This window comes from Acinetobacter sp. YH18001, assembly GCF_013416975.1.
Taxonomy (GTDB): domain Bacteria; phylum Pseudomonadota; class Gammaproteobacteria; order Pseudomonadales; family Moraxellaceae; genus Acinetobacter; species Acinetobacter pseudolwoffii.
The window spans coordinates 19,629-40,506 of record NZ_VPEU01000008.1; the positions used below are offsets into that span (position 1 = coordinate 19,629).

Sequence of the window (20,878 nt, forward strand, 5' to 3'; positions counted from 1 at the left end):
AGGTTTGCCATGCAACAGGCAATTATCGGTTTTCATTTGGATGAAGAACAGCATTGGGTTGCAGAGCTGGCCTGCGGACATGGCCAGCATGTACGGCATACCCCGCCGTGGCAAAATCGGCCCTGGGTGATGACCGAGCAAGGTCGCAAAGAAAAGCTCGGCATGCTGCTGGATTGTAAAAAATGTGAAAAGTGCGAAACTGAAACCTGAACCTATAAAAGTGTGATGTAGCTGACTAAAAATAATCTCGCACAGGATTTGCTAATTGCAGTCACTGCGTTTATGCTTTTATTGCTCAAACATGCAGCGTATTTTTTCAGGGTGGACTTTGCTCACACGGCTCGTCAAACAGATCTGGTTGGTGATGCTTATGGTTTTTGCCATAGGCTGGAGCAGTGTGTCTATTGCTTCTGCAACAACCATGCATTTGGTCATGTCGTCTGAACAGATGAGCAGCCATTGTCTGGATATGGTAAAAGCCTCCACCTCTCATGCTATGCATGAATCTGCGCATAACTCAGATCAAGACCTGACACAGGCTGACTGTTTTCCGGATACGCCACAGCACTCACAAGACTGTCTGGATTGCAGTACGATGGCCTGTCAAAGCCAGATGAGCGGCTTGCAAATTTCGGCCCCTGAACTGACAGTATTCGACCATCATTCTCTAGAAAGAACCCTCCTCCCAACTTATCATGCCAAACACCTTGCCGGTTATTGGCAGGAAATCCTGCGCCCACCCAAAACTTAATCCTGAATATTCAATTTTTTTATTCATTAAGGATTAAGTTATGTTGCTTAAAATCAGTCAAAGCCTGTGTCTGGGCTTCGGTCTCATCTCGTCGTCTGCCCTGTTTGCAGCCGTAAAAGAATATCATCTGGTCATTGATGAAAGCCCGATCAATCTCACCGGAAAGACGGTCAAGCGTATCACTGTAAACGGAAAATTCCCTGCACCCTTGCTGGAATTTGAAGAAGGTGATGATGCAGTCATTCATGTACAAAACAACCTGAAGAATCAAGATACCTCGCTGCACTGGCATGGCCTGCTCCTGCCCGGCCTAATGGATGGTGTCCCTGGATTTAATGGTTTTCAGGGTATCAAACCGAAGCAGTCTTTTACTTATCGTTTCAAGGTTCGTCAAAACGGTACCTATTGGTATCATGCGCATTCCAAAGGCCAGGAACAGGACGGCTTATATGGTGCCTTGGTGATTTATCCTAAAGCACAAACACCGATGCCTGAGCATGAAAAAACCGAGCGGGATTATGTGGTGATGCTGTCGGATTTTCATGAACAGGACAGCCAGCAGATTCAGAATAATTTAAAAAAATCGGCTGAATATTATCAGAATCAGCGTGAAACCGTGGGCGATGTACTCCAGCAGGTAAAACGTGACGGTCTCAAGGCCACCTGGTCAGATCGCAAAATGTGGAACCAGATGCGCATGTTGAAAACCGACCTGTCTGATGTCAGCGGTTATACCTTTTTAATCAATGGCAAAACCCCGCAACAGAACTGGAGCGGCCAATTTAAACCGAATGAAAAGGTTCGTCTGCGATTCATTAATGCCTCGGCCATGTCGTTTTTCGATGTACGTATTCCCCAGCTTAAAATGACCGTGGTTAGCGCCGATGGACAAGCTGTACAGCCGGTCGCTGTAGATGAGTTCCGTATCGGGACTGCTGAAACGTATGATGTGATTGTGGAACCAACTGCACCTCATTACCAGATTGAAGCCGAATCGATCGACCGTTCAGGCTTTGCCATTGGCAGCTTGCACAATGAGGCTGATCCAGCGACGCATCCGATTCAATTACCGACGCCACGTCCACGTGCCTTATTGACCATGGAAGATATGAGACATGGCGAACAGCATGACATGTCTCATACCGCACACAGCAGTCAGACCACGCAATCTGCAACAGATACGCCTAAACATGATGAGTATGCCCAGCACGCAGGTCACAGTGCTATACCCAAGACAAATCCGTCTCATCCACCGGTTGAGGGTTGGGCCAATATGTCTACGCCTGCAGGGCATAAAGCATTGCAATATCAAGACCTCAAAGCCCTGACGCCACAAACCGATACCCGAGCCGCAGAACGTGAACTGGTGATTCGTCTGGGTGGAACCATGGAACGTTATATCTGGACCATCAATGGTAAAAAATTCAGTGATGCCGAACCATTGCAGGTGCAATATGGCGAACGGATCCGTTTGAAATTTATCAATGACAGCATGATGGCGCATCCGATGCATTTACATGGCATGTTTATGCAGCTGGAAAATGGTCAATCTGCTGCACAGATGCCAAATAAACACACCGTGATTGTGCCACCTGGAAAAACGCTCACAACCTTATTAACGGCAGATGAACTGGGAGAATGGGCGATTCACTGCCATCTGCTCTATCACATGAGTGCCGGCATGATGAATAAGCTGATTGTGGCACATGTGAATGACGATCAAGCTTCTCATGCTTCGCCGCAACAAATGCCGTCAAAGCCAGCAGTGGATCAAGGAGAAAGCCATGCACATCACTAAGCTCTTTTTAAAATCGGTATTAAGCAGTGCACTGCTCGTGGCGAGTTTCGGTATATTGGCAGCGGATCATCAGGATCATCATCCTAGCAAAACCGCAGTACATCACAGCGCTCCTATTGCAGTGCCGGATCTACGCTCACATACCCAACAAGCTCGATCTTTATCTGATCAAGAATCTGTAGGGCACGAAAAACCTGTTGGCGCTACTGCGGAGCATGACCATCGGAAAGAACATGGTGCACAGATTTATAGCCAAGTCATTCTGGACCAGAAATGGCAAATCAATTCAGCTGGAAATGGCGCTTTTAAATCAGAGAATGAAGCCAGAATTGGTACTGATGAAAACAAGGTTTTTCTCAAGCTGCAGGCAGATAAATCTGAATCGAGTCAGGCTGACTATGCGGCCGAAATCCTGTATAGCCGTAATATTTCCAATTTCTGGGATGTACAAACCGGTTTGCGCTACCGTCAGGAAAATATAAGCCAGCATACAGCTTCCCTACAAAATGAACGTTTCGATGCAGTGCTTGGACTGCATGGCCTGGCCCCTTATTTTTTTGAAACCGATGCCTATCTCTATGTCGGTGAAGATGATTTTGTCGGATTCAAACTGGAAACAGAACGTGACCTGTTGCTGACTCAGAAACTGATTATGCAGCCCTTTATTGAACTGGATCTCATTTTCAATGATCAAGCTGCGAATGCGAAAAAATCTGGTCTGAGTCATGCGACATTAGGACTGGAAACCCGTTATGAGATCAGTAAAAAAGTCATGCCTTATCTGCAGGTTGGCTATGAATATAGCAAAGGAAACAAACAGGCTGTCTGGCAGCAGGCATCCGGCTCTGACCGGGTCTGGATCTATGCTTTAGGACTTAAAATGATGTTTTAAGGACGGATTATCATTTTTAAGATAAAAGGTAAGACCACGACGAAGTATGAAAAACCCATTCATACTTCGTCGGCTGTTATTAAATTGACTCAAGAGAAGGAGGCTGTGTATTGTCCAGAGAAAACATTGCTACTGCCTGCTCTCTGTTTCTATTCCTCACTCTGTTTATCATTACTTTTGGCAATCAAGGTGCCTAACATAATCATAAAGGTGATTACCCCACCAATCACCAGACTCATCAGCCCAATTTCAAGCATAAAGTCAAGATTCCCGACTTCCCGGTGACCCCAAAGGAAATGCAGACTCTTTCCAAAGATAAAGTTGATGGCATAGATAATCAAAAAACTCATTATGGTCGAAATCAGTAAAGTGACGATCAGGTTTTTCCAGATTTTACAGCCGACTAGCAGGATAATAATCGTTAGGCCTACAACTGCAATAATGGAGATTAATAAAACACAATTCCAGTAATCCATGAGACTCACTCTTATTCTGGTTTTAAATTAAAATTAAGAAATTCTTATAGTTAATTTTTCCATGTGTTTTTAATATAGGGGCCTTTGAATAGCTGAACAATGACCAGAACTATCTTAAACAAGCCAGCTACAAATTTACCCAATGTTATAAAATACATTCACTTAGAAAAATATTGCCGCGTACTGGTTCAGTTTGATTAACATAAAGTAACGTAAGTAAAATGTATGTTTGTTGTTTTGCTTGAGTAAATCTTTTATACAGTCAGTCATACTAAAAAAATTGACCAGCACATATTTAAAAAGAAAGATCCACGTATATTTATAAGAAAAATAAATAATAAATATAAAAAACTTGAATATTTGCTGATTTAGGTTATGCTGTACTCAACTAGAAAAAAGTGTTGTTTAGTTAAACTTCTTTAAGTACCGCAGTGTTATTTTATAATCCTCAGTTTTTTCAGATCTTTATTTCAATTCTTGTTGTTTTTCAAAGTTATCCATAGTCATTTCAATGGCTAAAATTATTAAAAATTTGATAGGTTATATTATGTCTACTACAGTTACCGGTACAGTGAAATGGTTTAACGAAACTAAAGGTTTTGGTTTTATTCAACAAGAATCAGGTCCTGACGTTTTTGCTCATTTTAAAGAAATTAGCAGTTCTGGCTTCAAAACATTGTTTGAAGGCCAACGCGTTTCTTTCAGCGTAGTTGAAGGTCAAAAAGGCCCGAACGCGATCAATATCGTTGCGCTATAATTTAGCCCAGCAATAAAAAAAGCACCTTAAGGTGCTTTTTTTGGCTCTAAAGATTAACAATCTTCAAAAGCGATCGGTTGGTGATGCTCTCTAAACCTATTCCAGTCATTTAAACCAGTAACTCACCTTATTTATTCTCCCCGCGCCTAAGCCTGTTACATCTGGGCCTGCATGAATCGCTAAAAATGAAAATCCCCCAGCATCCTGCCGGGGGATTTTCGTGTTGGTTCGCTGGGTATGACTCCTGTCTTACCTTACTTTCCTTGTATTTATCTCTTGTTATTCTTTTATGGAACATCCTGTTCCTGATGAATTCATCATAGGCAATGCAGCACAGCACGTATAGACGCAAACGGCTTGAACTCACGTAAGCAAATGCGTACAGAATCACTGAATATTATTGTCAATTTCCAGTATTTTAAACTGTATTCATCTACATCAAGATTGAAAGTCTTTAATATTAAAAATCTTTGAATTACAGCACTTTGACTTAGTTTTTTAAGTATTCACCCTGTATTTGCATGCTTAATTTCTACATCAATTGAACTTTAAAACAAAAAAGGAAGCTGTAGCTTCCTTTACGATAAGGATCACCGCTTAGATCCCGTATTTAACTCGATAATCTTCCATTTTAGCTAAAGCTTCTTGATCGCCCTTGGTTTCCAGATAGTCCATCAAATCTTTCATGGTAATTAAGGCATGTACAGGAATCTCGAGCTCTTGCTGCACTTCCTGAATGGCTGATAAATCGCCCTGACCTTTTTCCTGACGGTCAAGTGCAACCAAAACACCTGCGATTTGTGCACCGGCATTTTTCAAGATTGTCACGACTTCACGAATCGCTGTTCCTGCCGTGATCACGTCATCAATGATCCAGACTTTTTTACCTGCTACAGAAGCACCGACTAGCACGCCACCCTCGCCATGATCTTTGGCTTCTTTGCGGTTAAAACCCCAAGGCACACTCACCCCATGATTTTGTGATAGCGCCACAGCGGTCGCTGCCACAAAAGGAATACCTTTATATGCAGGACCAAAAACCACTTCCACATGGTCACATGCCGTTAATTTTGCTGCATAGCCAGAAGCCAGCAATGTTAAGGCTTCACCATCATTCAGCAGACCCGCATTAAAAAAATAGGGACTCACACGTCCCGATTTTAAAGTAAACTCACCAAATTTAAGCACACCGCGTGATAATGCGAGTTCGATAAAAGCTTGCGGGTTAAACTGAGCTGGCGTTGGCATGAGGTGCTCCTAAATCCATTAATTAAGGTAAGACTTGCGCATGATACCAAAGAGTAGCTATCCAGGTGATCAAAAAATTCTTCGTGTCGTTTCAATTAATGTCAACGGTTTACGCTCATCGGTGAGCAAAGGCCTATTGGAATGGATGGAACAGTCGGATGCCGATGTGATCTGTATGCAGGAAAGCCGGATCACCCATGTGCAGTGGACCGATAAATTTAAACCGGAAGGCTGGTATACTCATCTATTCCCTGCCGAACGTCCAGGTTATGCCGGTACCGCGATTTATAGCCGCCTGCCCTTCGTCTCTTTAACCGATGGTCTGGGCTTTGAACTGGCAGATTCGCAAGGCCGTTTTATTGCAGCCGAATTTGATTTAGGTTTGGAGCAAACGGCCCATATCTGTTCATTGTATCTACCTTCCGGCTCATCAGGCGATGAAGCACAAGCGCGTAAAGATCACTTTCTGGAAGAATATGCCAAAATCCTGAAACAATGGCGCGATGAAAATAAATCGGTGATTGTCTGCGGTGATTACAACATCGTGCATAAACGGATTGATATTAAAAACTGGTCCGGCAACCAGAAAGCTTCCGGCTGTTTACCACATGAGCGCGCCTGGCTAGATCATATCTATGATGAACTCGGTTATGTCGATACGTTCCGCGAAGTACGCAAAGAAGCTGAACTGTATTCCTGGTGGTCAAACCGCGGACAAGCCCGAGCCAAGAACGTCGGTTGGCGGATTGATTATCAGGCCTGCTCACCAGACTGGAAAGAGCGTACCGTCAATGCCTGGGTGTATAAGGAACAATGGTTTAGCGATCATGCCCCAGTGATCATCGACTACAAACTATAAAAAGATACCTATCAGTTGAGTGCACACCTATTCACTCAATTAAGGCTTATTGCTTACATGACATGACGTATTTTTTGGGTTTATCTCGATGTCATAACAGAGCATTATAGCCTCACGGCACAGGGACATGTCAGGATGACAATATAAGGACAGGACGCCGTAGGAAGAAAATAAAACAAACTAAAACATTTAGCTTGTTTTTCATGGATGTGACAATGGACGTTGAATTGAGACCCGCATGATCAGGATGATTAAATGCGGGTTTTCTATTTCCACTGCCTAAAATTATTATTTTTTTTATTGTTGTTTTTCTGGTTAATCATTTTAAAGCGCATTGATGTCATTTTGATGACGATTCTGCCTCCCTATTTTAAATTGTTTTCTAATCATTCTATTTTGCATGGTCGACTGCTGCGAATTTGGTTAAGCTAGGCCATGATTTAAGATGTGTTAGATGGCGAATATGTTAAAAATTTACGGGATTAAAAACTGCAATTCGATGAAAAAAGCTTTTGACCTACTGACTGAGCTGGGGTTGAGCTATGAATTTCATGACTATAAGAAACAGGGCATCGATGCTGATACCATTAAAGTCTGGCTGAATGCGCTGGGTCAGGATGTGGTATTAAATAAAAAAGGAACCACATGGCGCAAACTGACTGAAGAACAGCAGCAAACGGCGCTGTCCAGTGAAGATGCTTTAATTGCCGCATTAAGCACTCATACCAGTTTAATTAAACGTCCGATCTTGGCCACGCCCACAGGTTTTATTGCCGGTTTTGATGACGCGGCTTATCGCACCTTAAGTAATTAATTATTATTCTAAATAATCCATACAAAAAAGCCTGACAGCAGTCAGGCTTTTATCTTTCTATCGAACTGGATTAGTTTGCACGAACCCAAGTCTGGTTACGGCCTAATGCTGCCACACCAATAAAGCCACGAAGCTCAAGTTTCTTGCCACCATCTGCCAGTTGGCCTTTTAGTTTGTAAGTTTTACCAGATTGCGGATCCAGAATTGAACCACTGTCATAGCTGGTACCACCTGAATTCTTAAGACCTTTCACAATGGTCAAGCCTTTGAGTGACTTGTTCTTGTACGGACCTTCACACTTGGTACAGGCATTTTCTTCACCTGGTGTTAACACAGATTGAATACTTGCTGACAGCGTACCGTTCTTTTGTTCAGTAAATTTAACCATGGCCTTAGGCTGCTTGGTTTTATCATCAATGGTTTTCCAAACCGTGCCATTTAAAGGATCTGCGGCATTTGCCAGTACAGATAAGCCTAGTAGTCCTAACATAAGCGCTATTTTTTTCATTTTTCTTCATTTCCTTAGTCTGAAAATAGACCTCTGTAGTATTAAAAAGTCACAACAATTTTTCAATTTTTAGCTGTGACTATTTAGTGTAACCTTGTAAATATGGTTGGTAAATAATCTACATGATCAATAAAAGCACAAAAAGATGGAAGGAAAATGAAGATAAGCCCGTTAACAAAACAATTAATTACAGAAAGCATCTTAAAGACAGTCATTCGTGCCCCGAGCAGATTCAATCTTCCACCAAGTTCAATGCGCATTGCACTGGAGCAGATGTGCAAACTCTTTCCACAAGACAAAACCGTACAGATTCGTTCGCTACGTCTGGCGGGTCTGCGCGCAGAGGAAATTAAGCCGCAGCAAGAGTCGACCCAGCTGATTTTTCATATTCATGGCGGGGCATTTTATTTAGGCTCTTTAAATACCCATCGTGCCTTTATGACTCAAATTGCGGCTCGAACCCAGATGCAGGTACTGCATGTAGATTATCCGCTGTCACCGGAATCTGCCTATCCAGAGGCCTTGGAAGCCTTGTTTGATGTGTATAACTTATTGCTCGATCAAGGCGTTCAGGCCAAAGATATCATCCTGTCCGGTGATTCTTGTGGGGCCAATCTGGCGCTGGCCTTGGCGCTCAAATTACAAAAAGAAAACCTCCCACAAGTGAGTGGTTTGATTCTGTTGTCTCCTTTGCTGGATTTGACCATGACCAGTGAATCGTTGCGCTATAACCAGAAACATGATGCCCTGCTGTCTCTGGAAACAGTTGAAACTGGCATTGAATATTATGTCCCGCGTGCCATCGATCGGGGTGATCCGGAAGTTTCGCCCTTTTTCGCCGATTTAAGCGGCTTGCCCCCAACTCATATTCAGGTCGGTTCCAAGGAAATTCTACTGGATGATGCCAGTCGTTTTAAGGAAAAAGCCGAACAGGCGGGTGTCGATGTGGAATTTAAACTGTATACCGGCATGTGGCATAACTTTCAGATGTTCAGTGCCTGGTTTGAGGAAGCCCAACAGGCGCTGAGCGATCTGGCAGCCTTCGCGCACCGTCTGGATCGAGATTAATCACTGTTCACCCATATAAAAAAGGCCAGCATAGGCTGACCTTTTGAGTTGTTTTTGGATATTTAGATGGCTTGAACCTGCTGCAATGCCGTCTCTAAGGCTTGTGCCTTGATCGTTTCGCCCATGTTCACGCCTTCCGCACGAATCACTTCAATATCGGTTACGCCGGTAAAGTTAAACACGGTTTTCAAAAAAGCTTCCTGAAAATCGGCAGGACTTTGCTCCCCATAAACTCCGCCACGGCTGCTGGCAATATATACTTTTTTATTGCCCGCCAGACCGACAGGGCCTTGTTCGGTATATTTAAACGTACGTCCCGCCACACAGATCCGGTCAATCCAGGCTTTTAAGGTCGATGGTAAGCCAAAGTTATACATGGCCGCGCCAATCACCACGATATCTGCCTGTAAATACTGTTGCAGGATGTCTTCGCCTAATGCAGTCTGTTCTGCATTCTGACCCATTAAAATTTCAGCCGTGAGATGTGGAATCGGCTGCGCAGCAAGATCGAGATATTCAAGCTCGATGGCCTGAGCATGTTTTTGTTGTAACTGACTTACCAACGCCTGAGTCAGCTGACGCGAAATAGAGGCATCGCCTAAAATACTGGAATCAATCTGTAAAACTTTCATGGCTTCGCTCTCATCTATGGGGCTATCTAACTAATGCAGCCATTTTAAGGCTTAGGTTGCATGAAATAATTAGCACAGATAAAACACATCATTCTGAATTTAGAACAAAACCAGCTTTAATATTAGAAATTCCTATTTTGCAGACGCATTAAATATTGTGGTTTATCAAGCGTTAAAACTTATGTTATCTTATGTAAATAAAGCTATAAACAGTCAATAAATCTTAAAAAGTTGCCATAATAATTTAAGTCAGACCGACAACATGAAGCGAATATCGCCTGTATTACAAAAAATAATCAAACACAGAATCACGAAATATCTGGTCGAAGATGAAGTCGTGATGAACTGGAGTATTCTCAAAAAGTGCATCCTGATGCTAACTTTGGGCTGCGGCGTACATCTGACCTGGCTCGGTTGGGATATCTTTGTTTTATTCAATCCAGAGTATTGGCAATATGTTCAGTTAGAACGGGTTCATACCCAAGTTATCCTGAACAGCAGCTTTTTAGTGATTTTATTGGCACTGATTTATCCCTGTTATAAATTTCAGGGCAATCCTCTGGTGGAACGTTATTTGCCCTATCTGGCAGTCGGTACTTTTGTGATTTCGCTGTGCCGTGATGCCTATGTCGTGGGGGTGATCAGTCCTGTGGCCACCACATCCTATGTCTGTTTAATTATGGTGGGACTGGTGCTGTTTCATCGCAGGCTGGTTTATAGCATGCTGATTCCAGCCTCGCTCTTTTTAGGCGGTTGCGCTTATTTGAGCTTCAGTCAGCAATTGCCTTATTCTCCTTTATTCAACATTCAGGACAAACATTTTTATAATGCTTTCTGGCTGTTTTCAATGCTGTATTTCATTGTCCCAATTTTAGCTGTATGCATGGTGTTATTTGAAATTTTACTCAGCCAATGGCGTCATCGTGAAGAACTCATCAAGCAGCTCAGTCAGATTGATCCGCTCACCAACCTGTTTAACCGGCGCAGTATCAATCAATGTCTGGATCAGCTCAATGCTACGGCTGTACCCCATTACGCCCTGGTTCTCTTAGATCTGGATCACTTTAAGAAAATTAATGATCTGTATGGTCATCATAAGGGCGATGAAACCTTGGTTGAAGTCAGTGCTGTATTAAGCCAACAGTTACGCGAAAGTGATGTAGTGGGCCGCTTTGGCGGTGAAGAGTTCATTTTGGTGCTGAAAAATACCAGTCTGGAAAAAGCCAAACAAGTAGCAGAACGCTGCCGCAGCGCGATTCAGCAATTACAGATGATGAGTGATGAAGGTGAGCCGATTCCGGTGACTGCCAGTTTCGGAATTGCTATTTCCAAAGCCGAGTTACGCCCACAACAGCTACTCAGTCAGGCCGATCAGGCGCTTTATCAGGCCAAAGCCGGTGGACGTAATCGGGTCAAAGCCTATGTTGAGCCGGTGACTGCACAGATGCAGGTTTCTTAAACGGGTTCAGCTTTTTCGATGATTATGAAGATTATGGAGTTGAGCTTTGAGCCAGACGTTGCAGCTGGGCCAGCAATTCTGCTTCGCTAAAAGCACCGGTCAAACGTAAACCGCGAATTTCCTGTTGCTGCTCATTCAGAAATAAATAGGTTGGTGGTCCCAGAATTTCCCATTGATTTAACAGCATTTGATGCGAGGCATTGTATTGGCTTAAATCCAGCTTGATCAGGAAATAAGGTGCCAGAGCCTGCTGTACCTGTGCAGATTTTAAAATACGATGTTCAATCGGCTGACAAGCGACACACCAGTCGGCATAGACATCAATCACGATCTTTTGCCCTTGCGGTGCTATATTCAAAATCTGCTGAAATTCTGCTGCGCTGCGTGCCACATGCCACTGGGCTTCTGTACTGGACTGCTCAACAAAAAACCGCTGACTATGCTGATATTGACTATAGCTGATATAAGGCAGCGCTATCACCAGACACAGGATATACAACCACCTCAGACTGGTACGATGCCAGAAAATCCGGAACAGTACATAGGTCACAAAGACCATGCCCAAGCCTAAGGATAACCACTGTAAAGTCGCTTCTGAAATCAGTGGGCGAATAAAATACAGTGCCAGCGCCAGCATGATAAAGGCAAAGAGCACTTTGATCTGATTCATCCAGTGCCCGGCTTTAGGTAGTACCCGTGCACCCAAAATACTGGCCAACAGTAAAGGTGTGCCCATGCCAAAACCGAGGGTAAATAGCAGCAAGGCACCTTGCCACTGGCTTTGGGTCTGGGAAATAAACAAGAGTGCACCCGCCAACGGTGCGGTCATGCATGGCCCGACCAGCAGCGCCGAGATCATGCCCATGACTCCAGCACTGACCAAACTACCACCCTGCTGCATGGCCTGAGCCCGATCCAGACGCTGAACCAGACGTTGTGGCAGTTTGATTTCAAACAGTCCAAACAGATTCAGGGCAAACAGGACAAACAACACACTAAACGCAATCAGGGTACCGGGTTGCTGCAACCAACGCTGGAAATTCAGGCCGGCCGAAGACGCAATTAAACCCAGCACCGCATAGACCGCGGCCATACTGCTGACAAAAGTCAGGGCGATCATCCAGGCTTTGACACCTTTGCTGTCCCGTACAATCAGCGAGGTCAGGATCGGCAGCATCGGCAAGGAACATGGGGTAAAAGCCAGCAAGATTCCTAAGCCAAAGAACAGTAACAGTCCATAACCCAAAGAGCGTTCAAGCAATTGAGCTGACCATTTTTGGTCTTGTGCCGCACCGACTGCGGGTTGCCCGCTAGAGGTTGCAGAAAATGCATCCGCTGTAGATTCTGAGGAAGCCGCTGTATTAAACAGGGTATTGTGTTGTAGTGATGACCCGTTTAGATCAAGTAAGCGCTTGCTTCCTGGGCCGGCAGCTTCAAATTGCACCAGACCTGACAGATCTGTCTTGAACTGAATACTTTGCGGCGGATAACAGATTCGGTCTTTGGCACAGCCCTGCCAGCTCACCTGATAGGACTGGTTGGCCTGCGTCGGAATCTGAAACTTTAACTGCTGATAATACACCTGGGTATGCCCATAGTTGTCATCATACAGATCTTTAGCAGGCGGTAATTCAAGCAATACAGGCTGATTGCCCTGCCGCACTTCAATTTTATGCTGATACAGATAATAGTTATCCGGAATCTGCCAGCTCAGTTCAGCCTGTTGCTGACTGGTAGAAATCACATGAACAGGAAAAGCCTGCTCGGCAGACAAGAGCGCTGTTTCGGCCTGAGCTGGACTGCTAAACACGAAGCTTCCCAAGATGACCGGGGCAAGTATTTTGCCCCAGCTCTGAAATTGCGGGTTTCTGATCATCACGAAACTGGAGTGTCCTAGAATAAGAAGGATACGCCTAAACCTGAAAAGTAGCTTCGCTCTGCACCGTCCAGATCAACTCCCACACTGGCATCCAGCTGAACCCGGTCATTAAGTGCATACATTACCCCAGTGCCAAGCGCGTATTCATTATCGATGCTTTCAGCTTTACGGTAAATCAGTTCCGAATAGCCTGACCAGCGATCGGTGATCTGGTAGCCGATCGATGGAATCGCAGCTATGGCCCAATTGCTGTCCTGCCATTCATAACGCATAGTCAATGCGGTACTGACCAAGTCATTATATTGGTACGATACGACAGAACCCAGGCTGTAAATATCTTCTTCATTACTGAAACCGGCATTGCCTGTCGCAATAACTGCTTCGGCCAGCAAGGCCAGACTCAGTTTGTCATCATCCAGATCAATGGCTTTTTTCAGACCAATACTGACATCGCCCAGACCATCATTTTCATTCGTCTGACCGTTGGATTTGACTTGTGACCAGACAGGGCCTTCCCAGCCCAGACGCAACTCCAGACCATCACTAAGTCCGGTACGTAACAACATATCTGCATTCAGTGTCGTTACCGTTTTCTCGCCCGACTTGCTGTAGCGGGCTGTGGGCAAACCTTGCTCCCAGGCAACATTTCCGACCGGGGTAATGCCTGTACTCAGACCTTCACCTGGTCGATCAAATTCAAAATCTGCTGCGAAAAGTGATGCACTGCAACCAGTCAGTGCAATTAAACCCAAAGTTTTTAATATTGTCATCTTGGTGCTCTTTATTAAAATTTAACCCAGTTCTTTGCTCATTTTTGCGCCATGACTACGCAGGAGTTCTAGCGTCTGTTTTTCTTCATCCAAGGCTTCTGACCAGTTAATTTCATCAAAATCACAATCGAAGAACAGGTCACTGATCGAAGATAAAATGGTCATGCCATCTTCATCTTTGCTATTTGGATCAACTTTTTCATCGAGTAAACGCTGCACGGCAGGTGCACATGCGGCACTTGCAGCATCCCATAATGGGCCATAAATTTCTTCTGCATCCCAGAGATGCAAATTCACTTTGGCCTGGATCAATTCTTCCAGAATTTGTAAATGTACAGCCAATCTTGCCTGTTTTTCTTCAGCTGAAAGTGGGGTGCCGGCTTCATATAACTCGCATACCTCTTCCCACCATTTAAATAAACCATCTGACCAGACCGAAATTACCGGGCCTTTGTCATGATCAATAAAATTTGGATTGAGTCCATCTGCCAAAAGCTGCTTTACCTGATCCAGATTTAATTCTTCGAGTGCTTGCACAAAAAGCTGTTGTTGCGCAGTTAACATGATGGAGCTCACTTTCATTCGTTTTCGACTATTATGCCGAATAACGTGCGGCTTTGTTGCGCTTCTCACTATTATATTTTTATTTCATACAAAAAAAGCCCCGCAGGGCTTTTTAAAATCGGTCAGCATTACTCGTCAATCTCTGCTGCAGTATCTGTATCTGCCAGTGCTAAGGCACCAGGACGAACATTGTCTTTTTTCTCAATCACATGTTCCAGACTGCGTTTTAGCCGGTCAATCGCACCACGAATGGCAGTATCCACATTGTGAGCGCGATGATTGACGACCACGGGTTTTAACCCTGCAGGACGCGCTTCTATCATGCAGCGAATATCATCATCACCGCCTTTGGCGCCATTTTCATCACTGAGATGGACTGAAAAATGAGTAATACGCTCACTATGGCGCTGGAATTCTTGATTTAATTCTTCACGTACATAATCAATTAAACGCTCGCTATTCTGAATGTGTTTATCTGTACGAAGTTCAATATTCATAAATTACCATCCTCAATCTTTGTAACTTTTTGAGTGCAAAAATTTTTATCTTGGCACGTTTGTAGCTTGCTGTTTCGCATCGCATTTCACTTCTTCAAATGATTGGAATTACACCCTCCACTTTGAATGATGAACACATTTTTGAGTCTGCAGAACCGTGTCCTTATATCTCGAATATCAGCCCTATCTTGAAAATATGCAAGTCCTATTTTGGCTTTTTAGCAAAAGAATAATGGATTGTGACAACTGTTTACTCAGCTTAAAATAGGGTTATTGACCTCTCTCAATTACATTATCATTCATATGATTTCATCAAAAATTAATAGCGAAATATTCTTATAAAAAAGTACAAATAACATCCAAACCACTCTATTCATGAGCTGAAATAATGGCAAAATCTGAAGAGTTTATCTGAAAATCTCAGAAGCAATAATCAAGTAGATTTTCTGGGAAATATAAGCGTGACAAGCCTTACAATGATCCTTCCCTCTGCTAGGCTGGTGATTGTTTTCTACTCTTCTTAAAGATTTTCAAAAATTCTTATATCTTCCCCTAAACACAATGTTCTTATGGCTTTTTGTATGCAGGAAATGACCGGTCAGGATGATTTCTCCACAAGCCAAACAGTTTAATAAATAAACAAAAAACTTTGATTAAAGCTTGAATTTATTACACAAAATGAACAGGAATTTAAAGATTCTGGCAGCTATAGTCGCTTAAATACCGGCCAAATAGCTTCATCGAGCCAAACATTTTCATGCTTTTTAGCAAAATATTCGCCCTAAAAATACATCGCTATTGTGCTTTCTCTTTTTGATGAATGATGAGATGGCAATCTTGCAAACTCAAAACACTTAAAAAAACAGTGAGATTTAAATTCGATTAAAGAGAGTTTCAGCTTTATTATTTCAATAAAGCTTTCTTGGTTTTTATACTGCCTGATTTAAATTTTTTTTAATAATAATGACTTAAAAACTCATCTCTTATTTTCGGAAATGTCTATCGATGAGATCAAATATTTCCTCATGCTGAAGACTTGGAGATATTTAGGTCAACGATCAATTTTAACTTTATTTTTACGCATTAATCTGTATGCTTACTCTGCTTTCTTGGGGGAGAGATTTAAATGAAATTGACACAACTCGCGGCACTTTGTGCATTGGCTACCACTGCAACATTTACCCAGGCAAAACCAATCTGGCAAGACTTTAGCCTGACCGGCCTTTATGGTGAAAACTATAAAGTACCATTTTCAACTCAAGATGAAAAAATTGAGCAAAGCACAGTTACTGCTGAATATGCAGCCGGTTTTAAATATGGCGATTTCTTTGCCTTTGCGGATCGTACCAACAATGATCCAAATGGTAACGAAACCTATTTTGAAGTTGCACCACGTTTAAGCCTTGGCGCGGTAACTGGCCAGAAACTTGAACTAGGCCCTATCACAGACATATTGATTGCAACGACTTGGGAAGGCAACAGTGCCAAGGGTAGTGATTTTAACAACTACCTATATGGTGTTGGTTTTAATTTAGCGATCCCTTATACCAACTATGCAACCATCAACTTCTATAAAGCCGACAATGATCTGCAAAAAGATGATTATCAAATGACGATCACTTATGCGGTACCATTTAAAATTGGCAGTGAAGAGTTTCTGGCAGATGCTTTCCTAGATTGGTCAACTGCTGAAGGTCCCGATCATAAAAGTGAACTCAACTGGACCAGTCAATATAAATGGAATGTGGGTAAACACATTTCTCCCGAGACTAAACTTTATCTAGGTATCGAGCATTCGGTCTGGAATAACAAGTTCGGTACAAATATCGACCAACATGATGTCAGTGCACTGGTGAAGTATCATTTCTAATTGAGGTATGATCAAAGGCAGAACTTCGGTTCTGCTTTTTTTCATCCCTTATTCAAGCCAAACTAGAACAAAAATATGCATCATTTTCAAATTCGACATGCCACCGAGCATGATCTTGAAACCATCCTCGAGATTTATAATCAAGAAGTGCTACATGGCACTGCGACCTGGAGCAGAACAGCCTTTGATTTGAACTATTTTAAAATCTGGTTTAAGCAGTTGAAGAATCAAAATTTCCCGGTTTTTGTGGTTGAAGATAGACAAGATCAGCGTGTTGCTGGCTATGCCTGCTATGACCAGTTTCGTAGTATTCAAGGCTTTCAACACACGGTAGAACATTCAGTTTTTCTAAATCCGGATTATGCAGGACAAGGTCTAGGTTCTATCTTATTAAAGCATTTAATTGAAGAGGCTCAAGCACAGCAATTGCATATCATGGTCGCAGCGATTGATTCAGAAAATATCTCGTCGATTCGCCTGCATGAAAAACTGGGCTTTGTGCAAAGTGCTTATATGCCGCAAGTTGGACAAAAGTTTGGTCAATGGCGCGATCTGGTGCTATTACAACTGAATTTGGAGCAGGCCGAAGTAACGGCTCTTTAAATCTCCTGTTATTTAGACCGGCTTCTCTTTTATTAAACTGGTATCGAAACAGACACTCTATTTACTTCCAAAGCTGGCTATGTTTTATTCAGATCAAAGCCGTCCAGAGTAAAACAATGTATAAATCTCTATGTTGTATTGGTATTTTAACTTTAAGTACACTAACTTTTGCCGATTCAGATTTTGAAAAAGAACTTCGTACAAGCTGCAGTAAAGTGAAGAGCTACGCCAATAATGGCAAAAAATTCTATGATCAAAAACACTATCAACAGGCCATAGCACAATTTAAGCAACAAGCTGCCTGGTCATCTTTTTGTGAAATGAACCGGGATGAAGCTAAAACCTCTTTCTCTGAACAAGCCATTACAACAGCATTTAATAATGTGGGTTTAAGCTATAGCAAACTTGGCAAGCCTCAATGGGCACGTGCCTGGTTCTCCGTTTACCCCGATGCTAAAAGTAGTCAATTTAATTTAAAACAGCTTCCTCCACCTAAAAAGGACACTGAACTTGCAGGTACTTATGTACAGCATGCCGGTTTTGGTGCCTGGAGTACGCTGAAAATTGTCAAACAGCAGCAACATTATGCGATCGAATATGAAGGTCTCTATATGGGCTTACGCAGTTTGATTTATGGACCAAATCTAGGTGGATTTAATACCACGATGCCACTGAATAAAACACAGGCACAATATCGCTCTGAAGACTGCAAAATCGATATCTCTTTAGGCTTTGATGCCAAACTCGGAAGTCGTGCAGTGCTTAAGCAAAATAGTGGTGATTCAGGTTGTGGCTTTGGGCATAATGTTTCAGCGGCAGGAGTTTTCTTAAAAGTAGAGAATTAATCGGTTTCAGATATAAAAATATCAGCACTCAGATCGAAAAAATAGGGCTTAGATTCAAGCCAGCAAAAAGCCCGCAGTTGCGGGCTCTTGATCTAAAAAAGAGTGCTATTACACAATAATATCTGCCAGATTGCCTTTTTGCTCTAACCATTCCTTACGGTCACTGGCACGTTTTTTCGCAAGTAACTTATCCAGTAAACCTGCGGTAAAATGACTATCATCCAAATCCAGCTGCACCAAACGGCGTGTATTTGGATCTAAGGTCGTTTCACGTAACTGGCTGGCATTCATCTCGCCCAGACCTTTGAATCGGGTAATTTGCGGATTTTTGCTTTTGCATTTTTTCAAAATACCATTGAGCTCGTCATCATCCAGGGCATAGTGCACGTCTTTGTTGTCATCAATCCGATACAAGGGCGGCATGGCAACGAATAAATGCCCTTCTTCCACCAAGGTCGGGAAATGCTTGACGAACAGGGCACAGAGCAAAGTTGCAATATGCAGACCGTCGGAATCGGCATCGGCCAGAATACAGATTTTGCCATAACGTAGCTCGGACAGGTCATCTGAACCCGGATCGACACCGATCGCAATCGCGATGTTATGTACTTCTTGCGATGCCAAAACTTCATCCGAAGAGACTTCCCAAGTGTTTAGAATTTTACCGCGAATGGGCATGATCGCCTGGAAGTTTTTATCACGCGCCTGTTTGGCAGAACCACCCGCAGAATCGCCTTCCACAATAAACAGTTCCGACTGATCCAGATCATGTCCAACACAGTCGGATAATTTACCCGGCAAGGTTGGACCGGCCACAATTTTTTTACGTTCTACTTTTTTCGCGGCTTTTAAACGGCGACCCGCTTTAGAAATGGCCATTTCAGCCAGTTGCATCGCGATATCAGAATTCTGGTTTAGCCAGAGTGCAAATGCATCTTTGGCAATATTTTGCACCGTACCTGAGGCTTCACGACTCGACAGACGCTCTTTGGTTTGTCCCGAGAACTGCGGCTCCTGGAATTTCAGCGACAGAATATAGTTGACACCATCCCAGACATCTTCCGCAGAGAGTTTCATATTACGCGGCAACAGATTACGCAGCTCACAGAATTCACGCATGGCATCGGTCACGCCTGAACGTAAACCATTGACATGGGTACCGCCCTGCGCGGTCGGAATCAGGTTGACATAGGACTCCTGAATGCTATCGCCGCCTTCTACATTCCAGCAAATCGCAAACTCGGCACTAGCATGCTCAGCGTCACCTGTTGCAACAAAAGCCGGTGCAGGAATGATTTCACGATCCTCAAGCTCATCCATCAAATAGTCGACCAGACCATTTTCAAACTGCCAGCTGATCTTTTCGTCATTGATCTGGTCAATATAATTGATCTGTAAGCCCGCAGCCAAAACCGCTTTGGCTTTGAGATTATGCTTTAAAGCTTTTAAGGCAAATTTGGGTGAATCGAAGTATTTGGTTTCAGGCCAGAAATGTACCGTAGTTCCCGAGGCACGTTTAGGCGCCTTGCCTGCCAGCACTTCAAGAGGTGCAACCGGCTCACCATTTTCAAAGGCCATTTTATACAGGTTGCCCTGACGCTGAACTTCAACTTCTACACGGGTCGAAAGTGCATTAACGACTGAAATCCCCACGCCATGCAAACCACCGGAAAACTGGTAGTTATCGGTGCTGAACTTACCACCGGCATGCAGTTTGGTCATGATGATTTCAATACCACTTTGACCATATTCGGGATGAATATCGACTGGCATACCACGACCGTTATCTTCGACAGATAATGAACCATCTTTACAGACCGTGACGGTAATCTTGTTGGCATGTCCGGCCAAGGCCTCATCGACAGCATTATCAATCACTTCCTGCGCCAGATGGTTCGGACGAGAGGTATCGGTATACATGCCCGGACGACGACGTACCGGATCCAGACCAGATAAAACTTCAAGAGATTGAGCCGTATATTGAGACACGTTATTCGGTTTCCTTTTTTATGCAGTCCAACAAAAACTGTAAGAGCAGCGGAATTTTCTCCGCAAAATCATCCATCCCGTGACTGCCATTCGCTTCGGTCATCAGCATTGCAGGGGGACGCGCAGCACTATAATAACGATGTGCTTCACGATAATCCAAAACTTCATCGCCTTGTTGCAGCAGAACCAGCATTTTGTCTGCATCTTGTGCAACTGGCAGGGCCAATTGTTGCAGTTGCAGCAGATCTGCATCATCCAGACACCAGTTCGGATGCACCTGCAAAGGCAGTTGCTCGTCAAACAGTTCACGAAACAATTGCCATGGTCGCATTGCCGGATTAATCAGTACAGCAGGCACAGCATGCTGTGCGACCAGATATGTCGCATAGAATCCGCCGAGACTGCTGCCCACCAGCGCCACATCTTGCATTGACTGAATCTGCTCGGAAAGCTGCTGAATCGCAGCCAGTGGCGACATATTTAAATCAGGCAAATGCACCTGAACCCCGGAGTATTTTGCACAGTAGTGTTGCAGCAATGTCCCCTTGATCGAGTGCGCATTACTTTTAAAGCCATGCAAATAAATAATATTCATGAAC

General features: G+C 43.5%; 22 protein-coding genes. 12 read left to right on the forward strand and 10 right to left on the reverse strand.

Features of this window, described 5'->3' with window-relative positions:
* The first annotated feature begins 9 nt into the window (after window positions 1-9).
* The 4 genes from FTV48_RS04485 (at window position 10) to FTV48_RS04500 (ending at window position 3,441) form a co-directional block, all read left to right on the forward strand.
* Window positions 10-210 carry a DUF3565 domain-containing protein gene (locus tag FTV48_RS04485; RefSeq protein WP_004281307.1) on the forward strand — a complete coding sequence of 67 codons (201 nt, stop codon included), beginning with the start codon at window positions 10-12 and terminating at the stop codon, window positions 208-210.
* A 160-nt stretch (window positions 211-370) separates the two neighbouring features.
* Window positions 371-751, forward strand: a complete 381-nt coding sequence (locus FTV48_RS04490; RefSeq protein WP_253602679.1) for a hypothetical protein — start codon at window positions 371-373, stop codon at window positions 749-751.
* Window positions 752-791: 40 nt separating this feature from the next.
* Window positions 792-2,549, forward strand: a complete 1,758-nt coding sequence (locus tag FTV48_RS04495) for a copper resistance system multicopper oxidase (protein ID WP_179999514.1) — start codon at window positions 792-794, stop codon at window positions 2,547-2,549.
* Window positions 2,536-3,441: a copper resistance protein B gene (locus FTV48_RS04500; RefSeq protein ID WP_179999516.1), complete on the forward strand. Its 906-nt coding sequence runs from the start codon at window positions 2,536-2,538 to the stop codon at window positions 3,439-3,441. Before FTV48_RS04495 ends, FTV48_RS04500 begins: the two co-directional genes overlap by 14 nt.
* Before the next feature lie 149 nt (window positions 3,442-3,590).
* Here the strand turns inward: FTV48_RS04500 and FTV48_RS04505 are convergent, their stop codons facing one another.
* A complete protein-coding gene (locus tag FTV48_RS04505) occupies window positions 3,591-3,917 on the reverse strand; it encodes a hypothetical protein (protein WP_005095001.1) in 327 nt (108 codons plus the stop codon).
* A 547-nt stretch (window positions 3,918-4,464) separates the two neighbouring features.
* Between FTV48_RS04505 and FTV48_RS04510 the strand changes: the two genes are divergently transcribed.
* The gene (locus FTV48_RS04510; RefSeq protein WP_005094999.1) at window positions 4,465-4,674 is read left to right on the forward strand and encodes a cold-shock protein; all 210 of its coding nucleotides are present in this window, start codon (window positions 4,465-4,467) and stop codon (window positions 4,672-4,674) included.
* Window positions 4,675-5,271: 597 nt separating this feature from the next.
* On the opposite strand, the gene pyrE is transcribed toward FTV48_RS04510, so the two are convergent.
* Window positions 5,272-5,922 carry an orotate phosphoribosyltransferase gene (gene pyrE, locus FTV48_RS04515; RefSeq protein WP_005094997.1) on the reverse strand — a complete coding sequence of 217 codons (651 nt, stop codon included), beginning with the start codon at window positions 5,920-5,922 and terminating at the stop codon, window positions 5,272-5,274.
* 40 nt (window positions 5,923-5,962) lie between these two features.
* Here pyrE and FTV48_RS04520 point away from each other — a divergent pair, with 40 nt between their 5' ends.
* Window positions 5,963-6,781, forward strand: a complete 819-nt coding sequence (locus FTV48_RS04520; protein WP_005094995.1) for an exodeoxyribonuclease III — start codon at window positions 5,963-5,965, stop codon at window positions 6,779-6,781.
* A 463-nt stretch (window positions 6,782-7,244) separates the two neighbouring features.
* Entirely contained in the window at window positions 7,245-7,595 is a 351-nt protein-coding gene (locus tag FTV48_RS04525; protein ID WP_034609159.1) for a Spx/MgsR family RNA polymerase-binding regulatory protein, read from the forward strand.
* Between the two features lie 70 nt (window positions 7,596-7,665).
* Here the strand turns inward: FTV48_RS04525 and FTV48_RS04530 are convergent, their stop codons facing one another.
* Window positions 7,666-8,103, reverse strand: a complete 438-nt coding sequence (locus FTV48_RS04530; RefSeq protein ID WP_005173279.1) for a DUF2147 domain-containing protein — start codon at window positions 8,101-8,103, stop codon at window positions 7,666-7,668.
* Between the two features lie 156 nt (window positions 8,104-8,259).
* Here FTV48_RS04530 and FTV48_RS04535 point away from each other — a divergent pair, with 156 nt between their 5' ends.
* Window positions 8,260-9,171: an alpha/beta hydrolase gene (locus FTV48_RS04535; RefSeq protein ID WP_005094987.1), complete on the forward strand. Its 912-nt coding sequence runs from the start codon at window positions 8,260-8,262 to the stop codon at window positions 9,169-9,171.
* Window positions 9,172-9,233: 62 nt separating this feature from the next.
* Here the strand turns inward: FTV48_RS04535 and FTV48_RS04540 are convergent, their stop codons facing one another.
* A complete protein-coding gene (locus FTV48_RS04540) occupies window positions 9,234-9,803 on the reverse strand; it encodes an FMN-dependent NADH-azoreductase (protein ID WP_005094985.1) in 570 nt (189 codons plus the stop codon).
* A 262-nt stretch (window positions 9,804-10,065) separates the two neighbouring features.
* On the opposite strand from FTV48_RS04540, the gene FTV48_RS04545 reads away from it, so the two are divergent.
* Window positions 10,066-11,262: a GGDEF domain-containing protein gene (locus FTV48_RS04545; RefSeq protein WP_179999518.1), complete on the forward strand. Its 1,197-nt coding sequence runs from the start codon at window positions 10,066-10,068 to the stop codon at window positions 11,260-11,262.
* 31 nt (window positions 11,263-11,293) lie between these two features.
* Here the strand turns inward: FTV48_RS04545 and dsbD are convergent, their stop codons facing one another.
* The 4 genes from dsbD to FTV48_RS04565 all read right to left on the reverse strand — a co-directional run bounded on the left by dsbD (window position 11,294) and on the right by FTV48_RS04565 (window position 14,972).
* Complete coding sequence (gene dsbD / locus FTV48_RS04550; RefSeq protein ID WP_218945868.1) at window positions 11,294-13,138, reverse strand: protein-disulfide reductase DsbD; 1,845 nt, start codon at window positions 13,136-13,138, stop codon at window positions 11,294-11,296.
* Window positions 13,139-13,155: 17 nt separating this feature from the next.
* Window positions 13,156-13,911: a transporter gene (locus FTV48_RS04555; RefSeq protein ID WP_159516498.1), complete on the reverse strand. Its 756-nt coding sequence runs from the start codon at window positions 13,909-13,911 to the stop codon at window positions 13,156-13,158.
* 21 nt (window positions 13,912-13,932) lie between these two features.
* A complete protein-coding gene (locus FTV48_RS04560) occupies window positions 13,933-14,475 on the reverse strand; it encodes a hypothetical protein (protein WP_005094976.1) in 543 nt (180 codons plus the stop codon).
* A 128-nt stretch (window positions 14,476-14,603) separates the two neighbouring features.
* Window positions 14,604-14,972 carry an HPF/RaiA family ribosome-associated protein gene (locus FTV48_RS04565; RefSeq protein ID WP_005094974.1) on the reverse strand — a complete coding sequence of 123 codons (369 nt, stop codon included), beginning with the start codon at window positions 14,970-14,972 and terminating at the stop codon, window positions 14,604-14,606.
* A gap of 1,126 nt (window positions 14,973-16,098) precedes the next feature.
* Between FTV48_RS04565 and FTV48_RS04570 the strand changes: the two genes are divergently transcribed.
* From FTV48_RS04570 to FTV48_RS04580, 3 genes are all read left to right on the forward strand, one after another.
* A complete protein-coding gene (locus tag FTV48_RS04570) occupies window positions 16,099-16,842 on the forward strand; it encodes an outer membrane protein OmpK (RefSeq protein ID WP_005094972.1) in 744 nt (247 codons plus the stop codon).
* Between the two features lie 75 nt (window positions 16,843-16,917).
* A complete protein-coding gene (locus FTV48_RS04575; protein WP_159516499.1) occupies window positions 16,918-17,445 on the forward strand; it encodes a GNAT family N-acetyltransferase in 528 nt (175 codons plus the stop codon).
* 116 nt (window positions 17,446-17,561) lie between these two features.
* Complete coding sequence (locus FTV48_RS04580; RefSeq protein WP_074383844.1) at window positions 17,562-18,290, forward strand: hypothetical protein; 729 nt, start codon at window positions 17,562-17,564, stop codon at window positions 18,288-18,290.
* A gap of 108 nt (window positions 18,291-18,398) precedes the next feature.
* Here FTV48_RS04580 and parE read toward each other — a convergent pair whose 3' ends face one another.
* Both parE and FTV48_RS04590 read right to left on the reverse strand, forming a co-directional pair.
* Complete coding sequence (gene parE / locus FTV48_RS04585) at window positions 18,399-20,279, reverse strand: DNA topoisomerase IV subunit B (RefSeq protein ID WP_159516500.1); 1,881 nt, start codon at window positions 20,277-20,279, stop codon at window positions 18,399-18,401.
* A 1-nt stretch (window position 20,280) separates the two neighbouring features.
* Window positions 20,281-20,874 (reverse strand): YqiA/YcfP family alpha/beta fold hydrolase, encoded by a 594-nt coding sequence (locus FTV48_RS04590; protein ID WP_005094963.1) that lies wholly within the window; start codon window positions 20,872-20,874, stop codon window positions 20,281-20,283.
* Window positions 20,875-20,878 lie beyond the last annotated feature (4 nt).